Source organism: Roseomonas sp. USHLN139, from assembly GCF_037145735.1.
Lineage (GTDB): Bacteria > Pseudomonadota > Alphaproteobacteria > Acetobacterales > Acetobacteraceae > Pseudoroseomonas.
The window spans coordinates 1-26,838 of sequence record NZ_JBBCWY010000015.1 but is presented as its reverse complement, the minus strand read 5'-3'; the positions used below and the strand labels follow the sequence as shown (position 1 = coordinate 26,838).

Sequence of the window (26,838 nt, the reverse complement as noted above, 5' to 3'; positions counted from 1 at the left end):
CAATCCCCGCAGCAAACCGCCCTGCTCCCGCTGCCGCAAGCCCCGCGCGGGCGATTTCGTGCGGCTGGACGGCCCTGCCGCTGCCGGCTGGACTTTGCGGGATGCCGCGGCTTCGCTAGAAGCATGAATGCCATGAGCCGACGCAACCAGGCCCAGGACCCCGACCCCGTCCTGATCACCACCACCGAGGCGCTTTCAGAGCTCTGTGCGCGGCTGCGCACCGAGGCTTTCGTCACGGTCGACACTGAATTCATGCGGGAGAGGACCTACTGGCCCGAGCTCTGCGTCGTGCAGCTCGCCGGCGAGCACGAGGTGGCCGTCATCGACGCCCAGGCCGAAGGGCTGGACCTGGCGCCGCTGGGCGAGCTGCTGGCCGATACGGCGGTCACGAAAGTGTTCCATGCCGCCCGCCAGGATGTGGAGATCTGCATCCTGCGCTTCGGCGCGCCCCCCAAGCCGCTGTTCGACACGCAGATCGCCGCCATGGTGGCCGGCTTCGGCGACCAGGCCAGCTATGACAGCCTGGTGCGCGGCCTGGCCAATGCCTCGATCGACAAGGCGCACCGCTTCTCCGACTGGGCGGCGCGGCCGCTCTCGGCGGCGCAGATCAACTACGCCGCCGCCGACGTCACCCATCTCCGTCGGGTCTACCTGGCCCTGGTGGAGCGGCTGACCGCGGACGGCCGCCTGTCCTGGGTGGCCGAGGAGATGGCCGAGCTGACCGACCCGGCGACCTATCGCCAGGACCCGGAGACCGCCTGGGAACGCCTCAAGCCGCGCTCCAGCAACCGCCGCTTCCTGGCCGCCGTCCGCGCCATCGCCGCCTGGCGCGAGCGCGAGGCGCAGCGCGTCAACATCCCCCGCCAGCGCCTGGTCCGCGACGAGACACTGATGGAGATCGCGGCGACCGGCCCGACCACGGCGAACGACCTGTCGCGCGCCCGCGGCATCAGCAAGGGCTTCGCCGACGGCAAGACCGGCGCCGGGCTGCTGGCCGCCCTGGCCGCGGCCAAGGAACTGCCCGAGGCCGCCCTGCCCGAGGCGCCGAAGGAAAGCCGCCAGGGCCCGCCCGCCTCGCCGGCGCTGATCGCGCTGCTGAAGGTGCTGCTGGCGGCCAAGGCCGAGGAACACCACGTCGCCCCCCGCCTGATCGCCAGCAGCGACGAGCTGGAACGCCTGGCCACCGAGAACGAACCCCAGGTCCCGGCCCTGCACGGCTGGCGGCGGCAGGTGTTCGGACAGGCGGCCTTGGCCCTAAAGGGCGGCAAGCTCGCCCTCGGCGTCGAAGGGCGGAAGGTGAAGCTGATCGAAAGCTGATGATCGGGCAGGCCAGGGGAATGAATTCCCCTGGACCCCTTCTTTTTTCTGTCAGATTGCCATGTCCAGGTGGCGACAGTACGCGCCACGACCAATGCACAGCGCGACCTTCAAGGTCGCGCTGTTTTTTATGACATCGGCGTCCCGCCATGATGCCCGCGCGACGGTGCCGTTGAAGCGCCGGTCACGCCACGGCCGGTTATCAGAAAAAAGAAGGGGGTTCGGGGGAATTCATTCCCCCGACCTTCCCCCTGCCCTTCCCTGTCACCCCGCCTCGATCTCCACGACAGCCAGAAGCCCCAGAGTCGCGGCCAGCGCCTCGACCCGGCGTTGGACGCTGTCGCCGGCGAAGGTGCCGCCGCCCTCGACCAGGCGCAGCACCAGGCGGTCCGGCTGCATGACCAGGGTGGTGCTGCGCAGCAGTTCGGGCGTGCCGCCGGAGAGCGTATAAGCCAGGCGCAGGGCGGCCCCGAGCACCTCGGCCCGGCGCAGCGCCGGCGCGTCCAGCAGCACCCGCGCGGCGGCCAGCCACGGCGCGTCCAGCTCGGGCTCGTAGCGCAGCGCCACGGCCAGGGCCAGGAAGGCGCGCTCGTGGTGGTCCAGGCCGATGCCAGGCTGGCGGAGGACGCGCAGGAAGGACTGCTCGGCGCGGTAGTCGGGGTGGTCGTGGCTGCCGATGTCGGACAGCCAGCAGGCCGCCTGGCGCAGCGCCCGGGCGGAGGGCGCCTCGCCGGGGAAGAGCGGCGCGGTCCAGGCCGAGAGCGCGTCGGGCAGCTCGTTGTCGCGGCCGTAGCGGCCGGCCATCTCGCGGCCGGCGGCCAGCAGCGGGTCCTCGCGGCGCACCTCGGGGGCCAGCAGCCGGGCGTACCAGCCCTCGCGCAACCCGTTGGCGCTGAACACCACGCGGCGGGCGCCGGTAGCGCGCAGCAGGCGGCGCAGCACGGCGGCGGCGAAGGGCAGGTCCTGCAGCCGCTTCGACGGGGCGCCGGGCAGCCGCTCCAGCGTGCGCCGGGTCGCCGCCATCACCACGCCGCAGAGGTCGCGTGCCTCCTCACGGCGCAGCACGTAGTGGTGGACGATCGACAGCGGATAGGCGGTCTGGGCGATGTGGATCTTGGCCAGCGCCCGCCAGGCGCCGCCGACCAGGTAGAGGTCGCGGTCCTTGCCATGCGCCAGCCAGGGCAGCCGGCCCAGCTCCTGCTCGGCGATGCCGCGGGCGCGGCCGATGTCGTTGTTCGAGCGGTCGGCCAGGCGGATGGCGCCGATCTGCAGCGAGGCGCTGGCGGCGGCGCGGCCCTGGGTCAGCTCGACCAGCTCCAGCGAGCCGCCGCCGAGATCGCCCAGGATGCCGTCGGCCTGCGGGAAGCCCAGCAGCACGCCATCGGCGGAGAAGGCGGCTTCCTCGTCGCCGTCGAGGATGCGGATCGGCACGCCCGGCATGCGCTCGCCGAGCGCGGCGGCGAAGGCCGGGCCGTTCTCGGCGTCGCGCACGGCGGCGGTGGCCAGCACCTCCAGCGGATTGGCGCCCATGGCGCGGGCCACGGCGTGGTAGCGCTCGAGCACGGTCAGCGCCTGCGGCACCGCCTCCTCGTTCAGCCGGCCGGTGGTCTGCAGGCCGCGGCCGAGGCCCAGCACCGCCTTCTCGTTGAAGATCGCCAGCGGGTTGCGGCCGCGCCCCTCATAGATGACCAGCCGCACCGAGTTGGAACCGAGATCGACGATACCCGCGCGCCGGGGCACTGTGCCTGGCTCGGCGAGGGTATCGGCGCGGGCGGGGCTGTCAGGACGGTCCAAGCAGGGGGTTCCTCGGCGGCGGGGACAGGTCGAGCGCCCCCATAGCACCGGTCGCGCCGAGTTCCGACCCCGATGCGCGGGATCGCGGGGCGCCCGCCGCCCTTCGCCGGGGGCGCTCCGGCGATTCAGGCCGCGAAAGCCGGCCGCGGCCCTGGCGGAGCCGGCGGCGAAACCCTTGGCCGAAGCCGCTTCAATCCTGGGTGACCCGGTCCTGGCGCCGCCGCGCCGTGCGCGCCGCGACATGCTGCAGCGCGCTGCCACGGCCCGAGAGCGACGGATTTGTCATGAAGTATTCATGCGCCGAGACCGGATGCGCGCCCGGCGCCAGGCGGCGCCAGGTGCCATCGGCATGCAGCTGCCAGGACTGGGCGGTGTCCTTCAGGTTCACCGCCATGATCTGGTCGAGGATCTGCGCATGCACCGTCGGATTCTCCACCGGCACCATGGTCTCGACGCGCCAGTCCATGTTGCGCGCCATCCAGTCGGCGCTGCTGATATAGACGCGGGCGCGGCGCGACGGCAGGCGGTGGCCATTGCCGAAGACCAGCACGCGGGAATGCTCGAGGAAGCGGCCGACAATCGACTTCACCCGGATGTTGGTCGACAGCCCCGGCACGCCCGGGCGCAGCCGGCAGATGCCGCGGATGACGCAGTCGACCTTCACCCCCGCCTCGCTGGCGCGGTAGAGCGCGTCGATCAGCTGCTCATCGACCAGGCTGTTCATCTTCAGCCAGATGCCGGCCGGCTTGCCCTCGGCGGCGTGGCCGATCTCCTGCTCGATCAGGCCGAGGATCGCCGGGCGGATGGTCAGCGGCGAGAAGGCCAGCCGCTCCATCGTCTCCGGCCGGGCATAGCCGGTCATGTAGTTGAACAGCTTCTGCGCGTCGCGGGTCAGCGCCGGGTCGGCGGTGAAGAAGCTGAGGTCGGTGTAGATGCGCGCGGTGATCGGGTGGTAGTTGCCGGTGCCGAAATGCGCGTAGGAGCGGAGCGTCCCCCCCTCGCGCCGGACCACCAGCGACATCTTGGCGTGGGTCTTCAGGTCGACGAAGCCATAGACCACCTGCACGCCGGCGGCCTCCAGCTCGCGCGCGAGGGCGATGTTGCGCTCCTCGTCGAAGCGGGCCTTCAGCTCCACCATGGCGGTGACCGACTTGCCCAGCTCGGCCGCCTCGATCAGCGCGCGGGCGATCGGGCTGTCGCGCGAGGTGCGGTAGAGCGTCTGCTTGATGGCGACGACGCTGGGGTCGCGCACCGCCTGGCGCAGGAACTGCACCACCACGTCGAAGGATTCATAGGGGTGGTGGACCAGGATGTCCTTGGCGCGGATGGCGGCGAAGCAGTCGCCGCCGAAATCCAGGATCCGCTCCGGGAAGCGCGGCGTGTAGGGCGTGAACAGCAGGTCGGGGCGGTCGTCGACGATCAGCTGCTTCAGGTCGGCCATGCCGAGCAGCCCGTCGGCGACGAAGATTTCCGCACGCGGGGCGTCCAGCTCCTCGACGACGAAATCGACCAGGTCGGGCGCCATGCGGGCATCGACGGTCAGCTGGATGGCGCGGCCGCGGCGGCGGCGCTTCAGCGCGCTCTCATAGGAGCGGACCAGATCCTCCGCCTCCTCCTCGAACTCGACATCGGTGTCGCGGATCAGCCGGAACAGCCCCTGCTCGGCATTGATGTAGCCGGGGAACAGGCGCGGCAGGCAGAGGGTGATCAGATCCTCCAGCAGCACGAAGCGGATCGGGCCGGTGCCGGGGGTGATCTGCGGCGCGTCCTCGGCCGGCGGCAGGCGGATGAAGCGCTCGATCTGGCTGGGCAGCGGCAGCAGCGCGCGCATGGTGCCGCCATCCTCCTCGCGCACCAGCTTCAGCACCATGCAGAGCGCCAGGTTGCTGATGAAGGGGAAGGGATGCGCCGGGTCGACCGCCAGCGGCGTCAGCACCGGGAAGACGCGCTCGAGGAACCAGGTCTCCAGCCAGGCACGGTCGGCCGCCGTCAGCTCCTCCACCGGGCAGACGCTGACCCCGGCCTCGGAGAGCAGCCGGCGCAGGTCGCGCCAGGTCGATTGCTGCTCCTCGGTCAGCGCCGCGGCGCGGGCATGGATCGCGGTCAGCTGCTGCCCCGGCGTCAGCCCGTCCGGCGAGGAGGGGGTGATGCCGGCGCGCTCCTGCCCGACCAGCCCGGCGACGCGCACCGAGTAGAACTCGTCGAGGTTGGAGGCGGAGATGGCGACGAAGCGCAGCCGCTCCAGCAGCGGGTGGCGGGCATTGGCCGCCTCCTCCAGCACCCGCGCATTGAAGTCGAGCCAGGAGAGCTCGCGGTTGATGAAGCGCTCCGGCCCATTCGGCGCCACCGGCGCGGGTCCACCCGGCGCCGCCGGGGCGGGCGTGTTCGACGCCACCGGGGCGGCGGGCGACCGGCCGGCGGTCTCGCTGGAGAGCGCGGCAGGGGGGGCGGCGGGGGCAGTTGCGTCGGCGGCGTCCATGCCGCCAGCCTACAGCAAGGGCAGCGCCGACAGCGAGGGACTCGCGCCAGTTTCCATGGAAACGTCATCAACCGGCTCGAAGCCCGGCCAGTCGGCCAGCGCCGCGCGGGCCAGGCCGCGGGTCACCGCGCCGCCGGCGGCCAGCGCCGCATGGTCGAGCCGGGCGGCGGCGGCGGCGATCGCCCCGGCCTCGCGCGGCAGCCGCGCCAGCAGCCATTCCTGCACCGCCTCCGGCACGCGCAGCTGGCGCTCGGCGAAGTGCCGCGCCAGCAGCGTCGCCAGCAGCCGGTCGGAGGGCTCGCCGATGCCGACCGCGGCGGTCGCGCGCAGCCGGCTGGCCAGGTCCGGCAGGGTGACCGGCCAGCGCGCCGGCGGGTGGCGCCCGGCCAGCAGCAGCGGCAGGCGCTGGGCGGCGCAGGCATTGATCAGGTGGAACAGCGCCGCCTCCTCGGCGAAGCCATCGGCATCGTCCAGCACGGTGGCCGCCGGTTCCGGCACGCCGCGCAGCGCCGGCCCCTCCAGCACCCGCCAGCCATGGCGGGCGGCGGTCAGCCGCAGCAGATGCGACTTGCCCACCCCCTCCGGCCCGAAGATCGCCAGCCGGCCGACCGGCCAGCCCTCGATGCGGGCCAGCCAGGCCAGGGCCTCGGCATTCGAGGGATCGGCCAGCACCTCGCCGCGATAGAGCACCGGCAGATCGAGCGGCAGGGCCAGCTGGCGGCCGGGCGGGGTCACGGCGCGCGTCCCGGGCCGGGCTTCAGAGACCCGTGCGCGGCGGGTCGAGGTAGAGCGGGCTCTCGAGATACCGCCGCAGCCAGTAGCGCGCCAGCACGCCGAGCGCCGCCGCCATCGGCACGGCCAGCAGCACGCCCAGGAAGCCGAAGGCCACGCCGCCAGCGAAGAGGGCGAAAATGACCCAGACGGCGTGCAGCTCGACCCGGTCGCCGAGCAGGCGCGGATAGATGATATAGCCCTCCACCACCTGGCCGGTGACGAAGATCGCCAGCACCAGGCCGACGCCGTTGAAGGTGCCGAACTGCCCCATGGCCAGCAGCAGCGCGGTGGCCAGCCCGGTCATCGAGCCGACATAGGGGATGAAGGAGAGCAGGCCGGAGGCGATGCCGACCATCAGCCCGAGCTCCAGCCCGACCGCCGAGAGGCCGATGGCGTAATAGGCGGCGAGCAGCGCGCAGCACAGCAGCTGGCCGCGCAGCCAGGCCGAGAGCACCCGGTCGGCATCGCGCGCCAGCGTCCGCAGCGTCCCCGCCGAGCGGCGCGGCAGCCAGCTCTCCATCCGCAGCATGATGCGCGGCCAGTCGCGCAGCAGGTAGAAGGCGACCACCGGCGTCACCACCACCAGGGTGAAAACCGAGAACAGCGCATAGCCGCCGCCGATCAGCCGGGTCGCCGCGGTGCCGAGGAAGGCGAGGATGGCGCCGATCTGGCTGACGGCGAGGTCGCGCAGCCGGGTGTCGAAGACCTCCGGCCCGAGCCGTTCCTCGAGCCCGGCCAGGCCCTCCTGGATGGCGGCGGCGATGCCCGTCGCATAGCTCGGCAGCCGCGCCAGCAGGGTGCCGACCTGGGCGATGATCAGCGGGTAGAGCAGCAGCAACGCAATCAGCGCTAGCGCCATCAGCCCGGCCACCAGCAGCAGCGCGCCGAGCCCGCGCGGCAGGCCGAGCCGCGCCAGCCGCGTCGCCACCGGGTCGAGGAAATAGGCGATGCACAGCGCCAGCACGAAGGGCGTCAGGATCGCCGAGAACAGCCAGACCAGGAACAGCACCGCGGCCGTCAGCCCGAGCACGAGGGCCAGCCGCTGGCCGCGCGTCGCGGTGCGGGGGCCGGGCTGGCGCGGCGGCTCGGCGATCGGGCGGGGCGGCGGCGCCGGATCCGGCAGGGGCCGGGGCGGCGCCACGGCCAGGCCGGCGGGCGGCGACCCCTTCACAGCTTCATCCCCAGCCGTGGCACCAGATAGGCGAGGCCGGAGAGCAGGGTGGTCGCGGCGACCAGCAGCACCAGCGCCTGCAGCGCGAAGATGGCCACCGGCCCGGGCGCCGGAAAGAAGCCCTGCAGGAGAAGGGCGAGGGCAGCGAGGGCGATCTGCGCCACGGTATTGGCCTTCGAGATCCGGAGGGGCTGGATGCGCGGCGGCGCGCCGAGCAGGCTGAGCAGGGTGACGCCGCCCATGATCAGCAGGTCGCGGAACACCACCATGATGGCCAGCCAGTCCGGCAGCACGGCGGCCCAGGCGAGCGCGACATAGGTGGTGATCAGCAGCGCCTTGTCGGCCAGCGGGTCGAGGAAGGCGCCCAGCCGCGACTGGCTGCCCTGGCGCCGCGCCAGCCAGCCGTCGATGGCGTCCGAGATGCCGGCGGCCAGGAAGACCACGCAGGACAGGTCGAAGCGGCCGTGGATGATCAGCCAGATATTGGCCGGCACGGCGCAGAGCCGGGCCAGCGTGATCAGGTTCGGCAGGGTGAAGGCGCCCGCCGTGAAGGCAGGCGCGTGGCCGCCCGCCGCCCCCGGCGGGGCGGCCGGCGCGGCGGGGTCCTGGTCCGGCCGGTCAGATCCGGCCGGCAAGGCCGAGTTGCCAGGGAGCGGCGCCCTGGCCCGCGCCCTGGCTGGCCGCGGCGGGCGCGGCGGCCGGCTGGGCGCCGTAGCGGACCGGCGGCGCCAGACCCGGCGTCATGCCGGGCGCGGCACCCGGCGCGGCGGTGGGCGCCGGCGGCTGCAGCGTCAGGCCGGCGGCCGGCAGCGCCTGCATGGCGAGCTCCGGCGTGTGGCGCAGGCCGAGGCGCAGCCGGGCGCCGTCCACGGCGATGGCCAGGATGTCGACCGAGGCGATCTCCGGATTGGCCAGCAGCCGGCGGCGCAGGTCGAGCCAGTCGCGCAGCCCGGCGAAGCGGGTCTGCGCCTCGATATAGCCGGCGGCCGGCAGGCTGAGCGCCGGCGGCACGATCGGCGGCGCCGCGTCGCCCGTGGCGCCAGGGGAGGCCAGGCTGCCCGAGCCGCCCCCCGAACCGCCGCCATAGCCACCGGCCTGGGCCGTGGCCCGGCCCGGCCCGCCGGCGCGGCCCGGATTGAAATTCACCGTGAGCCGGCCGGAATAGCCGGTGCGGGTGCTGCGCTCCTCCTCGACGATGATCGAGGAGACCATGGAATCGATCTGGGAATCGGACAGGCCGCGCGGCAGGCCGAGGCTTTCGGCCATCCGCTCATAGGCGGTGCGCTGCGCCTGGGCGAGCGCCTTGGTGCGGGCGATCACCGCGTTCTCGGCGGTGGCCTCGGCCGGGACGCCGCGCTGCGTATAGGCGTCAGACCCGGCGGAGGCAGAGGCTTCCGTGCCGCTGCCGGCCAGGCTCTGGGCCGCGGCGCTCCCTGGCAGGGTGGCGCCGCAGAGCAGACCCCCCATGACAAAGGTTGCGGCCAGACGCCGAAAATGTTGCATTCCGCCCCCTTGGAAGCCCGGCATAGCGAATTCACTCCTTCCGGGCCTTTTGCGCATAGCCGATCGGGCCCCCTGATGACCAGTCTGACCTACCGCGACGCCGGCGTTGACATCGAAACCGGCGACGCCCTCGTGGATGCCATCAAGCCGCTGGCGCGCGCCACCGACCGCAGCGGCACCATGGGCTCGCTCGGCGGCTTCGGCGCGCTGTTCGACCTGAAGGCCGCCGGCTACACCGACCCGGTGCTGGTCTCCTCGACGGATGGCGTCGGCACCAAGCTGCGCCTGGCGATCGACAGCCAGATGCATGACGCGGTGGGCATCGACCTGGTTGCCATGTGCGTCAACGACCTGGTCGTCCAGGGCGCCGAGCCGCTGTTCTTCCTCGACTATTTCGCCACCGGCAAGCTGCAGCTGGAGCAGGCCCGCGCCGTCGTCGCCGGCATCGCCGAGGGCTGCCGCCAGGCCGGCTGCGCCCTGGTCGGCGGTGAGACGGCCGAGATGCCGGGCATGTATGCCAAGGACGATTACGACCTGGCCGGCTTCTCGGTCGGCGCCGCCGAGCGCGACGGGCTGCTGCCGAAGCCCGATGTCGGGCCGGGCGACGTGGTGCTGGGCCTCGCCGCCTCGGGCGTGCATTCCAATGGCTTCTCGCTGGTCCGCCGCATCCTGGCCGCGACCAACCAGGGCGTCGCGACGCCGGCCCCGTTTGCCGCCGGCCAGACCCTCGGCCAGGCGCTGCTGGCGCCGACCCGCATCTATGTGAAGTCGGTGCTGGCCGCGCACCGCGCCGGGCTGGTCAAGGCGGCCGCCCACATCACCGGCGGCGGCCTGCCGGGCAACCTGCCGCGCGTGCTGCCCAAGGGCACGGTCGCGGTGCTCGATGCCCAGGCCTGGACCCTGCCGCCGGTCTTCGCCTGGCTGGCGCAGGCCGGCAACGTCGTCCCGGAGGAGATGCTGCGCGTCTTCAACTGCGGCATCGGCATGTGCGTCGTGGTCAAGGCCGAGGACGTCGAGGCCGCCACCGCCCTGCTGACCCAGCAGGGCGAGACCGTCTTCACCCTCGGCCGGATCGAGGCGGGCGCCGAGGGCGCCGCGGCCGAGGTGCGGATCGACAACCTGACGCCGCGCTGGCCGGCGGCATGACCGCGCGGCGGCGCACCGCCATCCTGATCAGCGGGCGGGGCAGCAACATGGCGGCCCTGCTCGCCGCCGCCGCCGACCCCGCCTACCCGGCGGAGATCGTGCTGGTGCTGGCCAACCGCGCCGATGCGGGCGGCCTCGCCCGCGCGGCCGAGGCCGGCATCCCGACCGCGGTGGTGGAATCCCGCCCCTATGGGAAGGACCGGGCCGGCTTCGAGGCGGCGATGACCGCCGAGCTCGACCGGCACGGGGTCGAGCTGATCGCGCTGGCCGGCTTCATGCGGGTGCTGACCGAGGGCTTCACCAGCGCCTGGGCCGGGCGGATGCTGAACATCCACCCTTCCCTGCTGCCGGCCTTCCCCGGGCTCGACACCCATGCGCGGGCGCTCGCCGCCGGGGTGAAGCTGCATGGCTGCAGCGTCCACCTGGTCACCCCCGGCGTGGATGAGGGCCCGATCCTGGCCCAGGCCGCCGTGCCGATCCTGGCGGGCGATGACGAGGCCAGCCTCGCCGCCCGCGTGCTGGAACAGGAGCACCGCCTCTACCCGGCGGCGCTGGCCTGGGTGGCGGCCGGCCAGGTGACGCTGCGCGACGGCCGCGCGGTGATCGCGGCGCCGCCCGCGCCGACCGCCTCGGCGCTGCGCAACCCCGGCTGCTGAGCCGCCGGGGCACCGCCGCCGCCGCTTTTCCGACCGCCTTCACGGCATCGTCAGCGTCCATGGATTGACGCGGCGGCGCGGCTCCGAGAACGTTCTCAACGGCAGCAGGATCCGGCACAGGATCCGCGCCGGAGGGAACGCCATGCACCATCACGCGCGGGGGGACGATGCCGGCTAGGCCCGTCCCCCGCATCACCATCAAGGACCTGGCGCGCGAGCTGGGCATGTCGGTCGCCACCGTCGCCCGCGCCTTCCACGAGGGCGCGGCGATCGCCGCCGAGACCCGCGCCCTGGTGCTCGGCCGCGCCGCCGCGCTGGGCTACCAGCCCAATGCCCTGGCCCGCGGCATGATCACCCGCCACACCCGCATCGTCGGCGTGGTGGTCTCCGACCTGCACAACCCCTTCTATCCCGACGCCCTGGCGCGGCTGGGCGAGGCGCTGCAGCAGGTTGGCTGCAACATGATGCTGGTCACCGGGAGCGGCCAGGCGGACAGCGGAAAGGCGGGCGGCGAGATGGCGGCGCTGCGGCTGCTGCTCTCCTACCAGCCGGAATGCGTCATCCTGCTGGCCACCACGCTGAGCGGCGCCGGCGCCGAGGCCTGCGCCGCCGCCGGCACGCCGCTGCTCTACCTGAACCGCTTCCCGGCCGCGCCGGCGGCGGCCACCAGCATCGTCTGCGACAACCAGGCCGGCGCCGCGGCGCTGACCCGGCACCTGCTGGAGCAGGGCGCCCGCCGCCCGGCCTTCATCGGCGGGCTGGAGGACAGCTCCACCCAGGCCGAGCGCCGCGCCGGCTTCCTGTCGGTCTGCGCCGAGCGGGGGATCGCGCCGCGCGAGCACCCGGCGGGGGCCTTCAGCTACGAGGCCGGGCAGGCGGCGGCGCTCGCCCTGCTGCGGGGGTCAGCGGCGCCGGACGCGCTGCTCTGCGCCAGCGACATCCTGGCGCTCGGCGCGCTGGAGACGGCGCGGCACCGCTTGGGCCTGCGCGTGCCGCAGGACCTGCTGATCGCCGGCTTCGACGACATCCCGATGGCGGCCTGGCCCTCGCACGCGCTGACCACGCTGCGCCAGCCGCTGGAGGCCATGCTGCGGGCGACCCTCGACTGGCTGGCGCCGGTGCTGGCCGGCATGCCGCCCCCCCCTGCCCTGACGCGGCTGCCCGGGACGCTGGTCACCCGCGGCAGCACCGTCGCCACCATCCCCAAGACGCTGGAGGAAGCGCAATGTCCCACACCCTGAAGAATGTCGCCGTGGTCGGCGCCGGGCTGGTCGGCTCCGGCTGGGCCATCGTCTTCGCCCGCGGCGGCGCGGCGGTGCGCCTCTACGACGCCAGCGAGGCGATCCGCGCCCAGGCCCTGCAGCGCCTCGGCAGCATGCTGGCCGACATGCAGGCGGCCGGGCTGGTCGGCGAGGCGGCGCCGATCCTGGCCCGCATCACCCTCTGCCACAGCCTGGAGGAGGCGGTGGCCGATGCCGACTACATCCAGGAATCGGTGCTCGAGCGGGTCGAGGTGAAGCAGGCCGCCTGCGCCCAGATCGACGCGGCGATGCGCGCGGATGCCATCGTCGGCTCCTCCTCCTCCGGCATCCCGGCCTCGGCCTTCACCGAGGGGCTGGCGAAGCGCAGCCGCTTCCTGGTCGCGCATCCGGTCAACCCGCCGCATCTGGTGCCGCTGGTCGAGCTGGTGCCCGCGCCCTGGACCGATGCCGGCATCATCCCCGTGCTGCGCGCCGCCATGGAAGGCTGGGGCCAGGCGCCGATCGAGGTGAAGGGCGAGATCGAGGGCTTCATCCTCAACCGCCTGCAGGGCGCGCTGCTGAACGAGGCCTGGGCGCTGTACGAGGCGGGCCTCGCCTCGGCCGCCGATATCGACCGCACCGTCTCCGAGGGGCTCGGCCTGCGCTGGGCCTTCATGGGGCCGTTCGAGACCATCGACCTGAACGCGCCGGGCGGCATCGCCGACTACTCGGCCCGCCTCGCCCCGCTCTACCACCGCATCGCGCTGTCGCGCCGCGACCCGCAGCCCTGGTCGGCCGAGGCCATCGCGCGCGCCGAGGCGGAGCGGCGCGAGACCCTGCCGGCGGACCAGCTGCAGGCGCGCACCGACTGGCGCAACCGGCGGCTGATGGCGCTGGTGGCGCATCTGCGCGACCAGCCGAAGTGACGCGCCGCGCGGCGCCGGCCTGACCGCCGCGCCGCGCCCCTGTCCCTGCCCCGACTCCTCATCCTTGCCCCAGCCCCGCCAGCCGCCCGGACGCGGTGGCCCCTTCTTCAGCGACCTGTCCTCCAGCCAGGAGAAATCCTCTTGATCGGCACTTTGGCCATCATCCTCTCGCTCGCCGGGCTGATGTATTTCGCCTATCGCGGCTACAGCGTGCTCTATCTCGCCCCCATCATGGCCGCCTTCGCGGTGGTGATGGCGCAGGGCGGGCCGCTGCTGGCGACCTATACCCAGGTCTTCATGACCAGCCTCGGCCGCTATGTCGTGCTGTTCTTCCCGATCTTCCTGCTCGGCGCGATCTTCGGGAAGCTGATGGCCGATAGCGGCTCCTCCACCACCATCGCGCAGACCATCGTGCAGCGGCTGGGCGCGAAGCACGCCATCGCGGCGGTGACGCTGGCCTGCGGCGTGCTGACCTATGGCGGCGTCTCGCTCTTCGTCGTGGCCTTCGCCATCTACCCGATCGCCGCGGCGCTGTTCCGCGAGGCGAAGGTGCCGAAGCGGCTGATCGCGGCCTCCATCGCGCTCGGCTCCTTCACCTTCACCATGACCGCCTTCCCCGGCACGCCGGCGATCCAGAACGCCATCCCGACGCGCTTCTTCGGCACCACCACCTTCGCCGCCCCCGGCCTCGGCATCATCGCCGGCTGCATCATGCTGTTCGGCGGCCTGGCCTGGCTGCAGCTGCGCGCCCGCCGCGCCCAGGCCAGCGGCGAGGGCTATGGCGACCACCAGGAGAACCTGCCGCAATTCGCCGAGGGCGAGCGCCCGGGCTTCGTGCTGGCCATGCTGCCGATCATCGTGGTGATCGGGCTGAACGCGCTGTTCTCGCTGGTCGTCTTCCCGAGCCTCGATCTCGGCTACCTGGCGCAGCAGCTCTACGGCAATGTCCAGCCCTCGGCGGTGATCGGCACCTGGGCGCTGATCGTCGCGCTGGTCGGCGCCATCCTCACCGTGCTGGTGCTGCAGCGCCGCCATCTGCGCGATGCGCAGAAGACGCTGAACGAGGGCACGATGGGCTCCATGCTGCCCATCTTCAACACGGCGAGCGAGGTCGGCTACGGCGCCGTCATCGCCTCGCTGGCCGCCTTCGTGCTGGTGCGCGACTTCGTGGTCGGCATCGCGCCGGACACGCCCACCATCTCGCTGGCCATCGCGGTCAATGCGCTGGCCGGCATCACCGGCTCGGCCTCGGGAGGGTTGTCGATCGCGCTCGACACGCTGGGCGCCACCTATCTGGAGCGGGCGAATGCGCTCGGCATCAGCCCGGAGCTGCTGCACCGCATCGCCACCATCTCCTCGGGCGGCTTCGACTCGCTGCCGCACAATGGCGCGGTGATCTCGCTGCTGACCATCACCGGGCTCACCCACAAATCCTCCTACGGGGATATCTTCGTGGTGAACCTGCTGATCCCGCTCTGCGCGCTGGTCGCGGTGATCGCGTTGGGCGCCAGCTTCGGCGCCTTCTGACCCGGCGCGGCGCGGGGCCCTCCCGCGCCGACGCCTCCCTGCCCGCCGCCCCTGCGCCGCAGCCTCAGGCCGCCTGCAGGCCGGAGAGGAAATCCGCCACCTGGCGGCGCAGCGTCTCCGACTGGCGCGACAGCTCGCCGGCGGCGCCCAGCACGTCCTGCGCGGCGCCGCCGGTCTCGCCCACCAGCTGCGACACCTCCCGCACATGCCGGGTGACGGCGCCGGTGCCATCGGCCGCCTGCTGCACGTTGCGGACGATCTCGCGCGTCGCCACACCCTGCTCCTCCACCGCGGCGGCGATGGCGTCGGTGATCTGGCTGACCTCGCCAATGGTGCCGGCGATGCCCTGGATGGCCTGCACCGCCTCCTGCGTCACCTGCTGGATCTGGCCGATCTGCGCGGCGATCTCCTCGGTCGCCCGGGCGGTCTGGCCGGCCAGGTTCTTGACCTCGGAGGCGACCACGGCGAAGCCCTTGCCCGCCTCCCCCGCCCGCGCCGCCTCGATCGTCGCATTCAGCGCCAGCAGGTTGGTCTGGCCGGCGATGCTGGTGATCAGCCCGACCACGTCGCCGATGCGCTGCGCCGCGGCCGAGAGGGCGCGCACCGTGGCATCGGTGCGCTGCGCATCGCCCGCCGCGCGGGAGGCGACCGTGGTGGAGCGCTGCACCTGCCGGGCGATCTCGGCCACCGAGGCCGCCAGCTGTTCCGCCGCCGCCGCCACCGTCTCCACATTGGCGCTCGCCTCGGCGGCCGAGGTGGCGACCGCCCCGGCCCGCCCATCGGCCTGGCTGGCCCCCTGGCGCATCGCCTGGGCGGTGCCCTGCAGCTCGGTCGCCGCCGAGGCCAGCATCGCCACCAGCTGGCCGGCATCGCGCTCGAAGCCCTGCGCCAGCGCCTCGACCCGCGCGGCACGGGCCGCCGTCTCCGCCTGCCGGGCCCGCTGCGCCGTGGCCAGGCGGTCGCCCTCCATCATGCTGTCGCGGAACACCTGCACCGCGGCGGCCATGGCGCCGATCTCATCGCGGCGCTCCCGGCCGGGGATCGGGGCGGTGAAATCGCGCTCGGTCAGCCGCCGCATCGCCGCCGTCATCGCCAGCAGGGGGCGCGAGACGCGGCGCGACACCAGCCACCAGGCGCCGAGCCCGATCGCCACCGCCAGCACCAGCCCGGCGAGGCAGAGCGCCGAGGTCAGGGCCGCCGCGGCCGAGGCCGCCTCGGCCAGCGCCGCCGCCTCCGCCCCGGCCGCGGTGCTCAGCGCGCGCAGCGGGTCGATCACGGCCGTGGCTTCCTGCCACCATTGCTCGCCGGTGACGGGATAGGGCTGGCCGGCGGTGCCGGCGGCATAGACCGCCCGCCGCATCTGCTGGAAGGGACCGGACAGGCGCTGCCGCGCCGCCTCGGCCGCGCCCGCCAGCGGCGCGCTGGCCTCATGCTCCAGCGCCACCTCGATCATGCCCCAGGCGGTCTCCACCCGGCCGCGATACGCCGCCAGCTCCTCCAGCAGCGGCATCGGGACCGGCGCGCCGCGCGCCAGCACGCCGGCCATGGTGCCGCGCTCGCGCCCCAGATACTCGGTGGCCAGCCAGGCGAAATGCTTGAGATCCTGCAGCGCCGCCAGCCGCGCCTCGATGCCGTCGGCGCCGGCCTGCTGCGCAAGGCGCAAGGCCTGGGAGGCCTCGATCAGCCCGCTGATGCCGTTCCACCACGCCTCCGGCAGGCGGGCGTCGCGCGCCGCGCGGGGCTGCGCCAGGGCGGTGTCGGCGCGCTGGCGCAGCGCCGCCACCGCTGCCTCGGCCCGCGCCATGGCCGCCGCGTGGCGCGCCATGGTGGGATCGGCCGACCGTCCCTCCGCGAGCGGGCCGAGCAGGGCCCGGGCCTGGGCCGCGGCGGCATCGGCCGCGCGGCGCTGCTGCTCCAGCCCGGCGCGGCGCTCGGCCGCCGCCGGCGCCTCGGCCCCCAGCGCCATGGCGGTGCCGCCGCGCTCGGCCGCCCAGCCGGCCGCGGCGGCCAGCAGCAGGTCGGCCGTCGCATTGGCCTGCCGCGCCCGTTTCGCATGCTCGTGGAGCTGCCAGGCCCGGCCCGCGCCCAGCAGGGCCTGGGTCAGCACCAGGGCCACCAGCAGGCCGATGATGCTATAGAGGGTGGCGCGCAGCGGAAGTCGGTTGAGCATGCGGTGGACTCCGGGCGAGGTCCCCGGCGCGGGCGGCGGCACGGGCCGCCCAGCATCCGCCCATCATGATGGAAAAAGGATGTAGCCCGCCGGGCCGCAGGCTCAGAGCGAGGCGCGGCGCAGCAGCTCGGCCGGCAGCCGCTGGCGGTGCGGCTCCGGCCCGGCCTGGCCGGACAGGCGGGCGCGCAGCAGCGCGACGCTCGCCGCCACCATCGCCGCCACCGGCTGGCGCAGGGTGGCCAGCTCATAGGCCGGCCAGGCGGCCATCGGGATGTCGTCGAAGCCGATCACCGAGACCTCCTCCGGCACCCGGCGGCCGCGCCCGTGGCGCAGCGCGTCCAGCCCGCCGAGCGCCAGGATGTCGTTGGCGAAGAACAGCCCGTCCGTGTCGCCCGCCGCCAGCGCCGCGCGATGGCCGGCGGCATAGCTGTATTCGCCGGCCTCGATGCGGCGCGGCGGCGCCAGGCCGCGCTCGGCGAAGACGGCGAAGAAGCCGGCCTCGCGCTCGCGGCTGGTCGAGGTGTCGGCGCGGCCGGCGACGAAGGCGGGGCGCTGGCGGCCGCGCGCCAGCAGCGCCTCGGCCGCCAGCCGCCCGCCGCCCACATTGTCGCAGGCGATGCTGTCGAGCGGGGTGGGGCCATCGCCGGCGCGGTTGAACAGCAGCGCGCTGCGGCCGTCGCCCCGCCAATGCGCGGCGCCGGCCGAGGACAGGCTGGCCGAGGTCACCACCACCGCGTCCACATGGTATTGCCGCAGCAGCGGCAGGGCGGCATCCGCCTCCTGCCCCGGCGGCACGGTGAACAGCAGCGTCTGGAAGCCGGCCGCCTGCAGCGCCTGGGAGAACTGTTCCAGCACCGCCGGGTAGAAGGGGTTGGACAGCTCGCCCATCACCAGCCCGACCAGGCTGGAGCGGCGGCGCGACAGCGAGGCGGCGATGAAATTCGGCCGGTAGCCCAGCGCCTCCGCCGCCGCCAGGATGCGCGCCCGCATCGCCGGCGCGATCGAGGCGCCGGGGCTGAAGGCGCGCGAGATCATCGACTGCGACACGCCGAGCCGCCGCGCCAGGGCGCGCGCCGTGACGGCGCCGCCCGGCAGGACGGCCGGGGCGTCGCTGCCCGGATCCGTCCCGGCGGAGGCCGTCCCGGCCCCTGCCGCCTCAGGCGGCGTTCTTGCCGCCATAGCGCCGCACGCGGATGTCCGCCTGCTCCTTGTGCCCGGCGAAGTTCTCGATGGCGCAGAGGCGCGAGCAGTATTCGCCGACCATGGCGCTCGCCTCCGGCTTCACCTCCTGCCAGGTGCAGGTCTTGATGAACTTGCCGACCCAGAGCCCGCCGGTGTAGCGCGCGGCCTTCTTGGTGGGCAGGGTGTGGTTGGTGCCGATCACCTTGTCGCCATAGGCCACATTGGTCTCCGGGCCAAGGAACAGCGCGCCGTAGTTGCGCATGTTGTCGCGGAACCAGCGCGGGTCGCGCGTCATCACCTGCACATGCTCGGAGGCGATATCGTCCGCCACCTGCAGCATCTCCTCGTCGGTGTCGCAGAGGATCACCTGGCCATGGTCGCGCCAGGCGACGGAAGCGATGTCGGCGGTGGGCAGCACGGCGAGCTGGCGCTGGATCTCCGCCTCGATGCCCTCGGCGATCTTCTGCGACGTCGTCAGCAGCACGGCGGGCGAGGTCGGGCCGTGCTCGGCCTGGCCCAGCAGGTCGGTGGCGCAGATCTCCACATCCACGGTGTCGTCGGCGATCACCAGCGTCTCGGTCGGGCCGGCGAAGAGGTCGATGCCGACGCGGCCATAGAGCTGGCGCTTGGCCTCGGCGACGAAGGCATTGCCGGGGCCGACCAGCATGTCGACCGGCTTGATCGTCTCGGTGCCGATCGCCATCGCGGCGACCGCCTGGATGCCACCCAGCAGGTAGATCTCGTCGGCGCCGGCCATGTGCATGGCGGCGACCGTCGCCGCCGGGGCCACGCCGTTCAGCGGCGGCGTGCAGGCGATGACGCGCGGCACGCCGGCGACCTTGGCGGTGAGGACCGACATATGCGCGCTGGCCACCATCGGATAGCGGCCGCCGGGGATGTAGCAGCCGACGCTCTCGACGGGGATGTGCTTGTGGCCGAGCGTCACGCCGGGCAGCGTCTCGACCTCGACATCCTGCATCGAGGCGCGCTGCACCTCGGCGAAGCGGCGGATCTGCGCCTGGGCAAACCTGATGTCCTCGATCACCTGCGCCGGCAGGCTGTCGACCAGTTCCTGGATCTGCGCGGCCGAGAGGCGGAAGCTCGCCGGCGTCCACTTGTCGAACTTTTCCGACAATTCGCGGACGGCGGCGTCGCCCCGGGATTCGACGTCGGCCAGGATGCCTTCGACGGTCTGGCGGACCTTGCGGTCGTATTCGGCGGTCTCGGCCGCCTCGGCGCCCTTCTTCAGATAGCGGATCATGGCTTGTCTCCTCCTGAGTGGCCGCAGGCTGCCCCCGCTTGCATACGGATGCAAGGGCTTTTGCATCCGTATGCAATCACGCTCCGGAAAGGGCGCGCCGGCTATTCGGCGGTCCAGCCCCCATCGACCATCAGCGCGCTGCCGGTCATCAGCGCCGAGGCATCGGAGGCCAGGAAGACCACCGCGCCCATCAGATCCTCGACCTGGCCGACGCGGCCGAGCTTGATCTTGCCCAGCACCCAGTCGCGGAAGGCGGCATCCTCGAAGAAGGGGCGGGTCAGCGGCGTCTCGATGAAGGTCGGGCAGAGCGTGTTGACCCGGATGCGGTGCGGGCCGAGCTCGATCGCCATCGCCTTGGTCATGCCTTCCATGGCGTGCTTGCTGGCGCAATAGACGCTGCGCCGCGGCCCGCCGACATGGCCCATCTGCGACGACAGCTGGATGATCGAGCCGCCCTGCCCGGCCGCCACCAGCCGCCGCGCCACCGCCTGGGCGAGGAAGAAGGCGCCACGCACGTTCAGCGCCATGACGGCGTCGTAGTCCTCGGGCGCGACCTCGAGGAAGGGCGCCGGGCGGTTGGTGCCGGCATTGTTGACCAGGATGTCGAAGGGCGCGCGGGCGGCCAGCGCCTCGGCCACCGCCGCCGGGTCGCTGGCATCGAGGGGCAGCGCCTCGGCGCTGCCGCCGGCCGCGCGGATGGCGGCGGCGGCGGCCTCGATCTCGGCCGCGCCGCGGGCGGCGAGCGCGACATGCGCGCCAGCCTCGGCCAGCGCCGCGGCGGCGGCCAGGCCGATGCCGCGGCCGGCGCCGGTGACCAGCGCGCGGCGGCCTTCCAGCCGCATCGAGGGGGTCTTCGGCAGTTGCATGATCCTGGTCTCCCGCTTCGGTTGTGCCGCCAGTATGCCCGGATGCGCGCGGCCGGCTACCGCGCGCCAGCACGGCAGCAGACTCGCCCTCCGGTTGCAGCGCGTGGCAGCGGCCACCGAAACCTCGCCAAAATCTTGAAATCTCAAAAATATCGCAGCCGGCGGCCGTCTCCTTCCGCCTTCCGGGCACCTTGTTTCTCTTTTTTTTAAACAATGTCTCCATTATTAATACGTTTCAAAAGCGAAAAACCTTTCCTGACCTCGCGCATAGGTGGTAGGAAATGCGCGTCCAGATTGTGGGAACCCAAGAGATGCGCGTACTCCTGGTTGAAGACGACCTCACCACCGCGCGGGGCATTTCGATGATGCTGAAGGCGTCCTCGATGATCGCCGACACCGCCGGCACCGGCGAGGAAGCGCTCGAGCTCGCCGGCCTCTATGATTACGACATCATCATCCTCGACATCATGCTGCCGGACATGGAGGGGTATGAGGTGGTGCGCCGGTTGCGCGGCAACCGGGTGGAGACGCCGGTGCTGGTGCTCTCGGGCCTGTCGCGGCCGCAGGCCAAGGTGAAGGCCTTCGGCATGGGCGCCGACGACTTCATCACCAAGCCCTTCGACCAGCAGGAGCTGATGGCGCGGCTGCAGGCCATCATCCGCCGCGCCAAGGGCTTCAGCCAGCCCACCCTCTCGGTCGGGCCGCTGACGCTGAACCTGGGCTCGCGCGACGTCCGCGTCGCCGACCGCGAGGTGCACCTGACCGGCAAGGAATACGCCATCCTGGAGCTGCTGACCCTGCGCAAGGGCCTGGTGCTGACCAAGGAGGTCTTCCTCAACCACCTCTATGGCGGCATCGACGAGCCCGAGGCCAAGATCATCGATGTCTTCATCTGCAAGCTGCGCAAGAAGCTGGCCCAGGCCGGCGCCGGCGACCTGATCGGCACCGTCTGGGGCCGCGGCTATGTGCTGCGCGACCCGGCCAATCTGGGCACCCGCTTCCCGGTGGCCGAGATGCCGCCGGCCGCCACGCCCAACCAGCCGCAGGTCGCGGCCTGAGGGGGGACGCCCCGCCCTGGGCTCCCCAGGGCGGGGCGGCGTCGGTCTGCCGGGCATCGGCCATGGCGGCGGCAGCGGAAGCCGCCTGCCTCACATCAGGCTGCGGTTCTCCGGCAGGACATAGGCCCCGCGCTCGCCGGTGATGGGGACCAGCCGCTCGGTCAGGCCCAGCACGGTCTCGGCGCCGCCGAGATAGAGCACGCCATCGGGCGCCAGCTGGGCCGCCAGCGCGTTCATCACCTTGCCCTTGGTCGGCGGGTCGAAATAGATCAGCACATTGCGGCAGAAGATCACATCGAACCGGCCCAGCACCTTGTGGTCGCCCAGCAGGTTGCGCTCCTCGAAGCGGGCCATGCCGCGCAGCTCCGGCGAGGCGCGCCACTTGCCGCTCTCCTGCCGGAAGTATTTCACCAGCATCTGCACCGGCAGGCCACGCTGCACCTCGAACTGGGTGAAGACGCCGTCGCGGGCGCGGTCCACCACCTCCCGCGACAGGTCGCTGCCGAAGATCTCAGCATCCTTGATGCCCAGCTCGCGCAGCACCATGGCGATGGAATAGGCCTCCTGCCCGGTCGAGCAGGCGGCCGACCAGATGCGCAGGCGCTGGCCGGGCGGCCGCGCCGCCTGCAGCTTGGGCAGCAGCCGCTTCAGATGGTCGAAGGGCTTGCCGTCGCGGAAGAAGCTGCTCTCGTTGGTGGTCAGCGCCTCCGTGACGGTGCGGGCCAGCGCCTCGGCCCGGGCGTCACGCAGCCGGATGGCCAGCGCGTCCATGTTGACGATCCCCTCCTGCTTCAGGATGGGCGCCAGCCGCGTGTCCAGCATGTATTCCTTGTCCGGCGTCAGCACGATGCCGGAGCGCGCCTTCACCAGCGCCGCGATCGAGGCAAAGCTATCCGCGTTCATGCCATTCCTCCGGCGGCCAGGCCCGCCGCGCCGAATTGCGTCAAGACCTTCTCCGCCAATTGCTCGGGCGGCAGCAGCGCCTGGGCCAGGCCGGCCTTGGCCACTGCCCCCGGCATGCCCCAGACGACGCTGGACGCCTCGTCCTGGGCGAAGACGGTGCCACCCGCCGCCGCCACCGCCCTGCAGCCGAGCATGCCGTCCTGGCCCATGCCGGTCAGGATCACTGCCAGCACCGCGCCCTCGCAGGCGGCGACCACGCTGCGCAGCATCGGATCCACCGCCGGGCGGCAGAAATTCTCCGGCGGGTCGGTCGTCAGCCGCGCGGTCAGCACGCCGCCCGCCTTCTCTACCAGCAGGTGCCGGTCGCCCGGCGCCACGTAGAGCCGGCCGGCCTGCAGGGCCTGCCCGTCGGCGGCCTCCGCAGCGGGCGGGCCGCCCAGGCGCGAAAGATGGTCGGCCAGCATGCTGGTGAAGCCGACGGGCATGTGCTGCACCACGACGATCGGCACCGGCAGCGGCGTGGTCAGCCGGCGGATGAAGGCGGCCAGCGCCTGGGGCCCCCCCGTGGAGGAGCCGATCGCCAGGATGCGCGGCCGCCGCGGCGGCCCGGCCGGGCGCGGCATCAGGGTGGGCGCGGCCGGGGGCGCCACCATCGGCAGGGTGCCCGACAGGCGGCTGCCCGACAGGACAGCTCCAGACAGGGCGGCCCCCGACAGGGCAGTTCCCGACAGGGCAGCCCCCGACACGGCAGTCCCCGACAGGCCGGTTCCGGACAAGCCGGCGCCAGGCGGCCCCGATTCAGACCGGCCAGATCCGCGGCGCCCGCGTGCCAGCTCCCCCGGCGGCAGGCCGGGCGACCCCTGCGGCGGCGCCGTCGTCACCGGTGTCGTCACCGCTGTCGGTGGCATCGCGAGCGGCAGGCTGGCCGCGGCGGGAAGCGGCGCTGCGGCCGGGGCAGCCGGCCGCGCCGGGCGCGGCGGCAGAATGGGCGGCAGCGGTGCCGGGCGGGGGGCCGCGCGCATCCGCGCCCACCCCTTCACCTTGGCCAGCAGATCGGCGCGGAAGGTGGTGTCCTGCATCCCGCCGCCGCCGGCGGCGCTGGGCTTCGGCACATAATCGACCGCGCCGGCACGCAGCGCGGCCATGGCGGCGCTGGCGCCATGCTCGGTCATGGCGCTGGCCACGATCACCGCCAGTCCCGGCTGCAGCTTCAGCAGCAGCGGCAGGGCGGTGATGCCGTCCATCACCGGCATTTCCAGGTCGAGCAACAGCACCTGCGGCCGGGCAGCGGCCGGCAGGGCCTGGATCGCCTCCAGCGCCTGCTGCCCATCGCCGGCCCGGCCGATCACCTGGATCGCCGGGTCGCTTTCCAGCAGCCGGGCATAGGCGGCACGGACGGTGGCGCTGTCGTCGCAGAGCGTGACCCGCACGGCAGGCCCCGCCGTTGCCATCGACGCCGCCATCGCCGCCGTCACCGGCGCGCCGATGGGCGGCCCGCCGGGGGACGGGGCAGCGGCAACCGGAATGCCGGCCCCCACATCACCCGCCCCGGGAAGGTTGAACGCGGCGCCGCCGGAGGCAGGGCCATGGGTCAGGGCGGCACCCTCCAGGGAGGCTCCCGCCGGGGCCAGGCTGGCAGAGCCTGACTCCGTGAACGGCGCCGGATGGCCCGGCTCGCCACCCGCGCCCGTGCTCTCCTGCGTCGGCGCCCCCGCCGCACCGGTGGCCCCGGCCGATGCGGGGATTGTCCGGCCCGGCGGCGGCAGGGTCACGACTCGGCTTCTTCGGCGACCAGGCCGAGCTGCACCAGCTTGCCGGTCAGGATCGCATCGTCGAAGGGCTTCATGATGTATTCCTGCGCGCCGGCGCTCAGCGCGGTGACGATGCGGTCGAATTCGCTCTCCGTCGTGCAGAGCATGATCAGGGGCTCGTCGGGGCCGAATTCGGCGCGCGCCGCCTTGAGGAATTCGAGCCCGTCCATCACCGGCATGTTCCAGTCCAGCAGCACCAGCTTCGGCAGGCTGGCACGGCAGGATTCCAGCGCCTGCTGCCCGTCCTCCGCCTCGCTGACCTGGAAGGCATGGCGCTCCAGGATGCGGCGCGCCGCCTTGCGCACCACGCGGCTGTCATCGACCACCAGGCAGGTCTGCGGGACCTCCATCACCATCCCTCCTTCACCCGATCGCCAGGATGCGATCGACATCGAGCACGATCAGCAGCCGGTCGTCCTGGCGGTGCACCCCGCGTGAGACCTCGCGCCAGACCGGGTCCAGGGTCGGCGGATTGCCGGCGAAGCCATCGCCCGGCAGCGGCACCACCTCCCCCACGGCATCGGAGAGCAGGCTATAGAGCTCGCCCGCCTGCTCGACGACGACGCTCATCGGCGGGCCGGAATTGCCCGGCCGCTCGGGCAGGCCCAGGCGGCGGCGCAGGTCGATGGCGGTGACGATGCGGCCGCGCAGATTGAGGCTGCCGGCCACCTCGCGCGGCGCCAGCGGCACCCTGGTGATCGCCTGCGAGGCCAGGATGTCGCGCACCGCCAGCACCGGCACGCCGCACAGCTGGCCGGCCACCGTCAGCGTCAGGAACATCTCCGCGGCGCTGTCGCCGAGCCCGGCGGCGCGCGCCGCCATGGCCGCCGCCGCGCTGCCCGCCTGCCCCCCCGATCCAGGTCGCGCCACCCCGCCTGGCTGCATCTCGCTCTGCACTGGCTTCTCCTTTCTTGGCTTTGCGGCCTCGGTCCCGACGCCATGGCGTCAGGCCATGGCCGGCGCCGGCAGATGCTGTTGCAGCGCCGCCAGCAAGGCATCGCGGTCGGATTTTCCGACATAGTCGGTGAAGCCGGCGGCCATGGCGTGGCGCACCTGCTCGGGCTCGACCCGTCCGGACAGGGCGATCATCGGCACCGCGCGCCAGGGCCCCTCGGACCGCACGGCACGCGCCAGGCCGATGCCGTCCAGATCGGGCATCTCGATGTCGGAGACGATGATGTCGAACATCGCCCCCTGCTCGCGCAGCTGCAGCGCCTGGTTGCCGGTGTCGACCGCCACCACCTCGTAGCCGCAGGCGGTCAGGCCGGGCACCAGCAGGTGGCGGAAGAAGGCGCTGTCCTCGACCAGCAGCACGCGGCGGACCAGATGCGCGATCGAGGGCGGCCGGAACCAGTCGTCGCCGGCCTGGCGCAGCCACCAGGCGCAGTCCATCACATCGGTCACCTTGCCGCCGATCACCGCGCTGCCGAGGAAGCCGGGCAGCTCGCTCGGCCCCTCGATCAGCAGATGCGCCTCGACCACGTCGAGGATGCTGTCGACCATCAGCCCCATGGCGCGGTCGCGGTCGTTGAACACCAGCACCGCCTGGCGGCGTCCGGCCTCGGGCGGCATCCAGCTGCCCGACATCGGCACCAGCGGCATCAGCTTGCCGCGATACTGCACCAGCGTCTTGCCGCCGGAATGCTCGATGCTTTCGACCGGCAGATCCTCGAGACGGGCCACCAGGCCCAGCGGCACCGCCTTCGGCGTGTCGTCGCCGGCGCGGAACAGCAGCAGCGCGGTGCGTTCGGTCGAGCGCTGGCCGCGCAACCCGTCCGGTCCGCGCGCCGCATCCTCGCTCGGCCCGTCGGCGCCGACGCCGGTGGCGCGGGCGATGCCGTTGGGGTCGAGGATCATGATGACGCTGCCATCGCCGAGGATGGTGTTGCCGCTGAACATCGTCACATGGCGCAGGATCGGCGCCACCGGCTTGACCACGATCTCCTCGGTATCGAAGACCTTGTCGACGATGATGCCGAAGACATTGGCGCCGACCTGGGTGACGACGACGAAGCCCTCATCGGCCTTGCCTTCCGCCGTCTCCAGCTGCAGCAGGTTGGACAGCGAGACCAGCGGCAGCAACCGGTCGCGCAGCCGCATCACCGGCGTCGCATGGATGCGCTCGATCTGCGCCCCCTCGGCGCTGCCGCCGGCGCGCACCAGCTCGACCACGCCGATCTGCGGGATGGCGAAGCGCTCGCCACCGGCTTCCACGATCAGCGCCGAGACGATCGCCAGCGTCAGCGGGATCTTGATGAAAAAGGTCGTCCCCTTGCCCTCGATCGAGCGCAGGTCGATGGTGCCGCCGATCTTCTCGACATTGGTCTTCACCACATCCATGCCGACGCCGCGGCCGGAGACCGAGGTGATGGCGGCGGCGGTGGAGAAGCCGGCGCGGAAGATGAAGTGCTGCACCTCGCGCTCGCTCATCCCGGCGAGCTCGGCCTCGGTGGTCAGCCCCTGGCTCAGCACCTTGGCCTTGATCTTCTCGACCGACAGGCCGCGGCCATCATCGCCGATCTCGATGATGATATGGCCGCCCTCGTGATAGGCGTTCAGCAGGATCCGCCCGATCTCGGGCTTGCCCGCCGCGCGGCGCTGCTCGGGATTCTCCAGCCCATGGTCACCGCTGTTGCGCACCATATGCGTCAGCGGATCCTTGATCAGCTCCAGCACCTGGCGGTCCAGCTCGGTCTCGGCGCCCTTCATCACCAGCTCGATCTTCTTGCCGAGCTCGTTGGCCAGGTCGCGGACGATGCGCGGCAGCTTCTGCCAGGCATTGCCGATCGGCTGCATGCGGGTCTTCATCACCCCCTCCTGCAGCTCGGAGGTGATGTGCGACAGCCGCTGCAGCGGCACGGTCAGCGCCGCATCGCTGCGCGCGCGCACCAGCTGCAGCAGCTGGTTGCGGGTCAGCACCAGCTCGCTGACCAGGGTCATCAGGTCTTCCAGCACGTCGACCGCGACGCGGATGGTCTGCGGCGGCGCGGCGCCACCGCCCGCGGCCGGCGCGGCGGCCCCGCCGGCGGCGGCGGGCGCGGCGCCGCCCGCGG

At 72.8% G+C, this 26,838-nt stretch carries 22 protein-coding genes; 7 read left to right on the top strand and 15 right to left on the bottom strand.

The features are described 5' to 3' along the window. The first annotated feature begins 132 nt into the window (after positions 1–132). Positions 133–1,317, top strand: coding sequence for a ribonuclease D (gene rnd / locus WFI16_RS24640; RefSeq protein ID WP_419900512.1), 1,185 nt, complete (start codon positions 133–135; stop codon positions 1,315–1,317). 264 nt (positions 1,318–1,581) lie between these two features. On the opposite strand, the gene WFI16_RS24635 is transcribed toward rnd, so the two are convergent. The 6 genes from WFI16_RS24635 to WFI16_RS24610 form a co-directional block, all read right to left on the bottom strand. Next, a complete protein-coding gene (locus WFI16_RS24635; RefSeq protein WP_442970739.1) occupies positions 1,582–3,111 on the bottom strand; it encodes a Ppx/GppA phosphatase family protein in 1,530 nt (509 codons plus the stop codon). A gap of 190 nt (positions 3,112–3,301) precedes the next feature. Continuing rightward, complete coding sequence (locus WFI16_RS24630) at positions 3,302–5,590, bottom strand: RNA degradosome polyphosphate kinase (RefSeq protein ID WP_419900511.1); 2,289 nt, start codon at positions 5,588–5,590, stop codon at positions 3,302–3,304. A 9-nt stretch (positions 5,591–5,599) separates the two neighbouring features. Further along, positions 5,600–6,325, bottom strand: a complete 726-nt coding sequence (locus WFI16_RS24625; protein ID WP_419900510.1) for an HdaA/DnaA family protein — start codon at positions 6,323–6,325, stop codon at positions 5,600–5,602. 22 nt (positions 6,326–6,347) lie between these two features. After that, entirely contained in the window at positions 6,348–7,535 is a 1,188-nt protein-coding gene (locus tag WFI16_RS24620; protein ID WP_419900509.1) for an AI-2E family transporter, read from the bottom strand. Beyond that, on the bottom strand, positions 7,532–8,170 hold the full coding sequence (locus WFI16_RS24615) for a CDP-alcohol phosphatidyltransferase family protein (RefSeq protein WP_419900508.1): 639 nt from the start codon (positions 8,168–8,170) through the stop codon (positions 7,532–7,534). The genes WFI16_RS24620 and WFI16_RS24615 overlap by 4 nt, the downstream gene beginning before the upstream one ends. Continuing rightward, positions 8,154–9,002 (bottom strand): hypothetical protein, encoded by an 849-nt coding sequence (locus WFI16_RS24610; RefSeq protein ID WP_419900507.1) that lies wholly within the window; start codon positions 9,000–9,002, stop codon positions 8,154–8,156. The genes WFI16_RS24615 and WFI16_RS24610 overlap by 17 nt, the downstream gene beginning before the upstream one ends. Positions 9,003–9,113: 111 nt before the next feature. On the opposite strand from WFI16_RS24610, the gene purM reads away from it, so the two are divergent. From purM to WFI16_RS24585, 5 genes are all read left to right on the top strand, one after another. Beyond that, positions 9,114–10,184 carry a phosphoribosylformylglycinamidine cyclo-ligase gene (gene purM, locus WFI16_RS24605; protein ID WP_419900506.1) on the top strand — a complete coding sequence of 357 codons (1,071 nt, stop codon included), beginning with the start codon at positions 9,114–9,116 and terminating at the stop codon, positions 10,182–10,184. Next, complete coding sequence (gene purN / locus WFI16_RS24600) at positions 10,181–10,840, top strand: phosphoribosylglycinamide formyltransferase (protein WP_419900505.1); 660 nt, start codon at positions 10,181–10,183, stop codon at positions 10,838–10,840. The genes purM and purN overlap by 4 nt, the downstream gene beginning before the upstream one ends. A 167-nt stretch (positions 10,841–11,007) precedes the next feature. After that, a complete protein-coding gene (locus tag WFI16_RS24595) occupies positions 11,008–12,081 on the top strand; it encodes a LacI family DNA-binding transcriptional regulator (protein ID WP_419900504.1) in 1,074 nt (357 codons plus the stop codon). Continuing rightward, a complete protein-coding gene (locus WFI16_RS24590) occupies positions 12,066–13,007 on the top strand; it encodes a 3-hydroxyacyl-CoA dehydrogenase (RefSeq protein ID WP_419900503.1) in 942 nt (313 codons plus the stop codon). Before WFI16_RS24595 ends, WFI16_RS24590 begins: the two co-directional genes overlap by 16 nt. Positions 13,008–13,148: 141 nt before the next feature. Then, positions 13,149–14,534 carry a GntP family permease gene (locus WFI16_RS24585; RefSeq protein ID WP_419900502.1) on the top strand — a complete coding sequence of 462 codons (1,386 nt, stop codon included), beginning with the start codon at positions 13,149–13,151 and terminating at the stop codon, positions 14,532–14,534. A gap of 64 nt (positions 14,535–14,598) precedes the next feature. Here the strand turns inward: WFI16_RS24585 and WFI16_RS24580 are convergent, their stop codons facing one another. The 4 genes from WFI16_RS24580 to WFI16_RS24565 form a co-directional block, all read right to left on the bottom strand. Next, positions 14,599–16,704 carry a methyl-accepting chemotaxis protein gene (locus WFI16_RS24580; protein WP_419900501.1) on the bottom strand — a complete coding sequence of 702 codons (2,106 nt, stop codon included), beginning with the start codon at positions 16,702–16,704 and terminating at the stop codon, positions 14,599–14,601. A 102-nt stretch (positions 16,705–16,806) separates the two neighbouring features. Continuing rightward, positions 16,807–17,883 carry a LacI family DNA-binding transcriptional regulator gene (locus WFI16_RS24575; protein WP_419900500.1) on the bottom strand — a complete coding sequence of 359 codons (1,077 nt, stop codon included), beginning with the start codon at positions 17,881–17,883 and terminating at the stop codon, positions 16,807–16,809. Continuing rightward, on the bottom strand, positions 17,861–19,147 hold the full coding sequence (gene hisD, locus WFI16_RS24570; RefSeq protein ID WP_419900499.1) for a histidinol dehydrogenase: 1,287 nt from the start codon (positions 19,145–19,147) through the stop codon (positions 17,861–17,863). The genes WFI16_RS24575 and hisD overlap by 23 nt, the downstream gene beginning before the upstream one ends. 101 nt (positions 19,148–19,248) lie before the next feature. Next, positions 19,249–20,013, bottom strand: coding sequence for an SDR family NAD(P)-dependent oxidoreductase (locus tag WFI16_RS24565; protein ID WP_419900498.1), 765 nt, complete (start codon positions 20,011–20,013; stop codon positions 19,249–19,251). Between the two features lie 311 nt (positions 20,014–20,324). On the opposite strand from WFI16_RS24565, the gene ctrA reads away from it, so the two are divergent. Next, complete coding sequence (gene ctrA / locus WFI16_RS24560) at positions 20,325–21,071, top strand: response regulator transcription factor CtrA (protein WP_419900497.1); 747 nt, start codon at positions 20,325–20,327, stop codon at positions 21,069–21,071. 90 nt (positions 21,072–21,161) lie between these two features. Here the strand turns inward: ctrA and WFI16_RS24555 are convergent, their stop codons facing one another. The 5 genes from WFI16_RS24555 to WFI16_RS24535 form a co-directional block, all read right to left on the bottom strand. Then, positions 21,162–21,974 carry a CheR family methyltransferase gene (locus tag WFI16_RS24555; protein ID WP_419900496.1) on the bottom strand — a complete coding sequence of 271 codons (813 nt, stop codon included), beginning with the start codon at positions 21,972–21,974 and terminating at the stop codon, positions 21,162–21,164. Beyond that, on the bottom strand, positions 21,971–23,404 hold the full coding sequence (locus WFI16_RS24550; RefSeq protein WP_419900495.1) for a chemotaxis protein CheB: 1,434 nt from the start codon (positions 23,402–23,404) through the stop codon (positions 21,971–21,973). The genes WFI16_RS24555 and WFI16_RS24550 overlap by 4 nt, the downstream gene beginning before the upstream one ends. A 338-nt stretch (positions 23,405–23,742) precedes the next feature. Further along, complete coding sequence (locus WFI16_RS24545; protein WP_419900494.1) at positions 23,743–24,135, bottom strand: response regulator; 393 nt, start codon at positions 24,133–24,135, stop codon at positions 23,743–23,745. A 13-nt stretch (positions 24,136–24,148) separates the two neighbouring features. Further along, positions 24,149–24,682: a chemotaxis protein CheW gene (locus WFI16_RS24540; RefSeq protein WP_442970738.1), complete on the bottom strand. Its 534-nt coding sequence runs from the start codon at positions 24,680–24,682 to the stop codon at positions 24,149–24,151. 48 nt (positions 24,683–24,730) lie between these two features. Continuing rightward, positions 24,731–26,838: hybrid sensor histidine kinase/response regulator (locus WFI16_RS24535; RefSeq protein ID WP_419900493.1), on the bottom strand; the 2,108-nt coding region annotated here is incomplete at its 5' end.

Bases quoted from the DNA above. Each gene is read 5' to 3' on its own strand.
- WFI16_RS24580 (WP_419900501.1), bottom strand. From the start codon at position 16,704: ATGCTCAACCGACTTCCGCTGCGCGCCACCCTCTATAGCATCATCGGC.
- WFI16_RS24545 (WP_419900494.1), bottom strand. From the start codon at position 24,135: ATGGAGGTCCCGCAGACCTGCCTGGTGGTCGATGACAGCCGCGTGGTG.
- hisD (WP_419900499.1), bottom strand. From the start codon at position 19,147: ATGATCCGCTATCTGAAGAAGGGCGCCGAGGCGGCCGAGACCGCCGAA.
- rnd (WP_419900512.1), top strand. From the start codon at position 133: ATGAGCCGACGCAACCAGGCCCAGGACCCCGACCCCGTCCTGATCACC.
- WFI16_RS24630 (WP_419900511.1), bottom strand. From the start codon at position 5,590: ATGGACGCCGCCGACGCAACTGCCCCCGCCGCCCCCCCTGCCGCGCTC.
- WFI16_RS24555 (WP_419900496.1), bottom strand. From the start codon at position 21,974: ATGAACGCGGATAGCTTTGCCTCGATCGCGGCGCTGGTGAAGGCGCGC.
- purN (WP_419900505.1), top strand. From the start codon at position 10,181: ATGACCGCGCGGCGGCGCACCGCCATCCTGATCAGCGGGCGGGGCAGC.
- ctrA (WP_419900497.1), top strand. From the start codon at position 20,325: ATGCGCGTACTCCTGGTTGAAGACGACCTCACCACCGCGCGGGGCATT.
- WFI16_RS24590 (WP_419900503.1), top strand. From the start codon at position 12,066: ATGTCCCACACCCTGAAGAATGTCGCCGTGGTCGGCGCCGGGCTGGTC.
- purM (WP_419900506.1), top strand. From the start codon at position 9,114: ATGACCAGTCTGACCTACCGCGACGCCGGCGTTGACATCGAAACCGGC.
- WFI16_RS24565 (WP_419900498.1), bottom strand. From the start codon at position 20,013: ATGCAACTGCCGAAGACCCCCTCGATGCGGCTGGAAGGCCGCCGCGCG.
- WFI16_RS24610 (WP_419900507.1), bottom strand. From the start codon at position 9,002: ATGGGGGGTCTGCTCTGCGGCGCCACCCTGCCAGGGAGCGCCGCGGCC.
- WFI16_RS24575 (WP_419900500.1), bottom strand. From the start codon at position 17,883: ATGGCGGCAAGAACGCCGCCTGAGGCGGCAGGGGCCGGGACGGCCTCC.
- WFI16_RS24595 (WP_419900504.1), top strand. From the start codon at position 11,008: ATGCCGGCTAGGCCCGTCCCCCGCATCACCATCAAGGACCTGGCGCGC.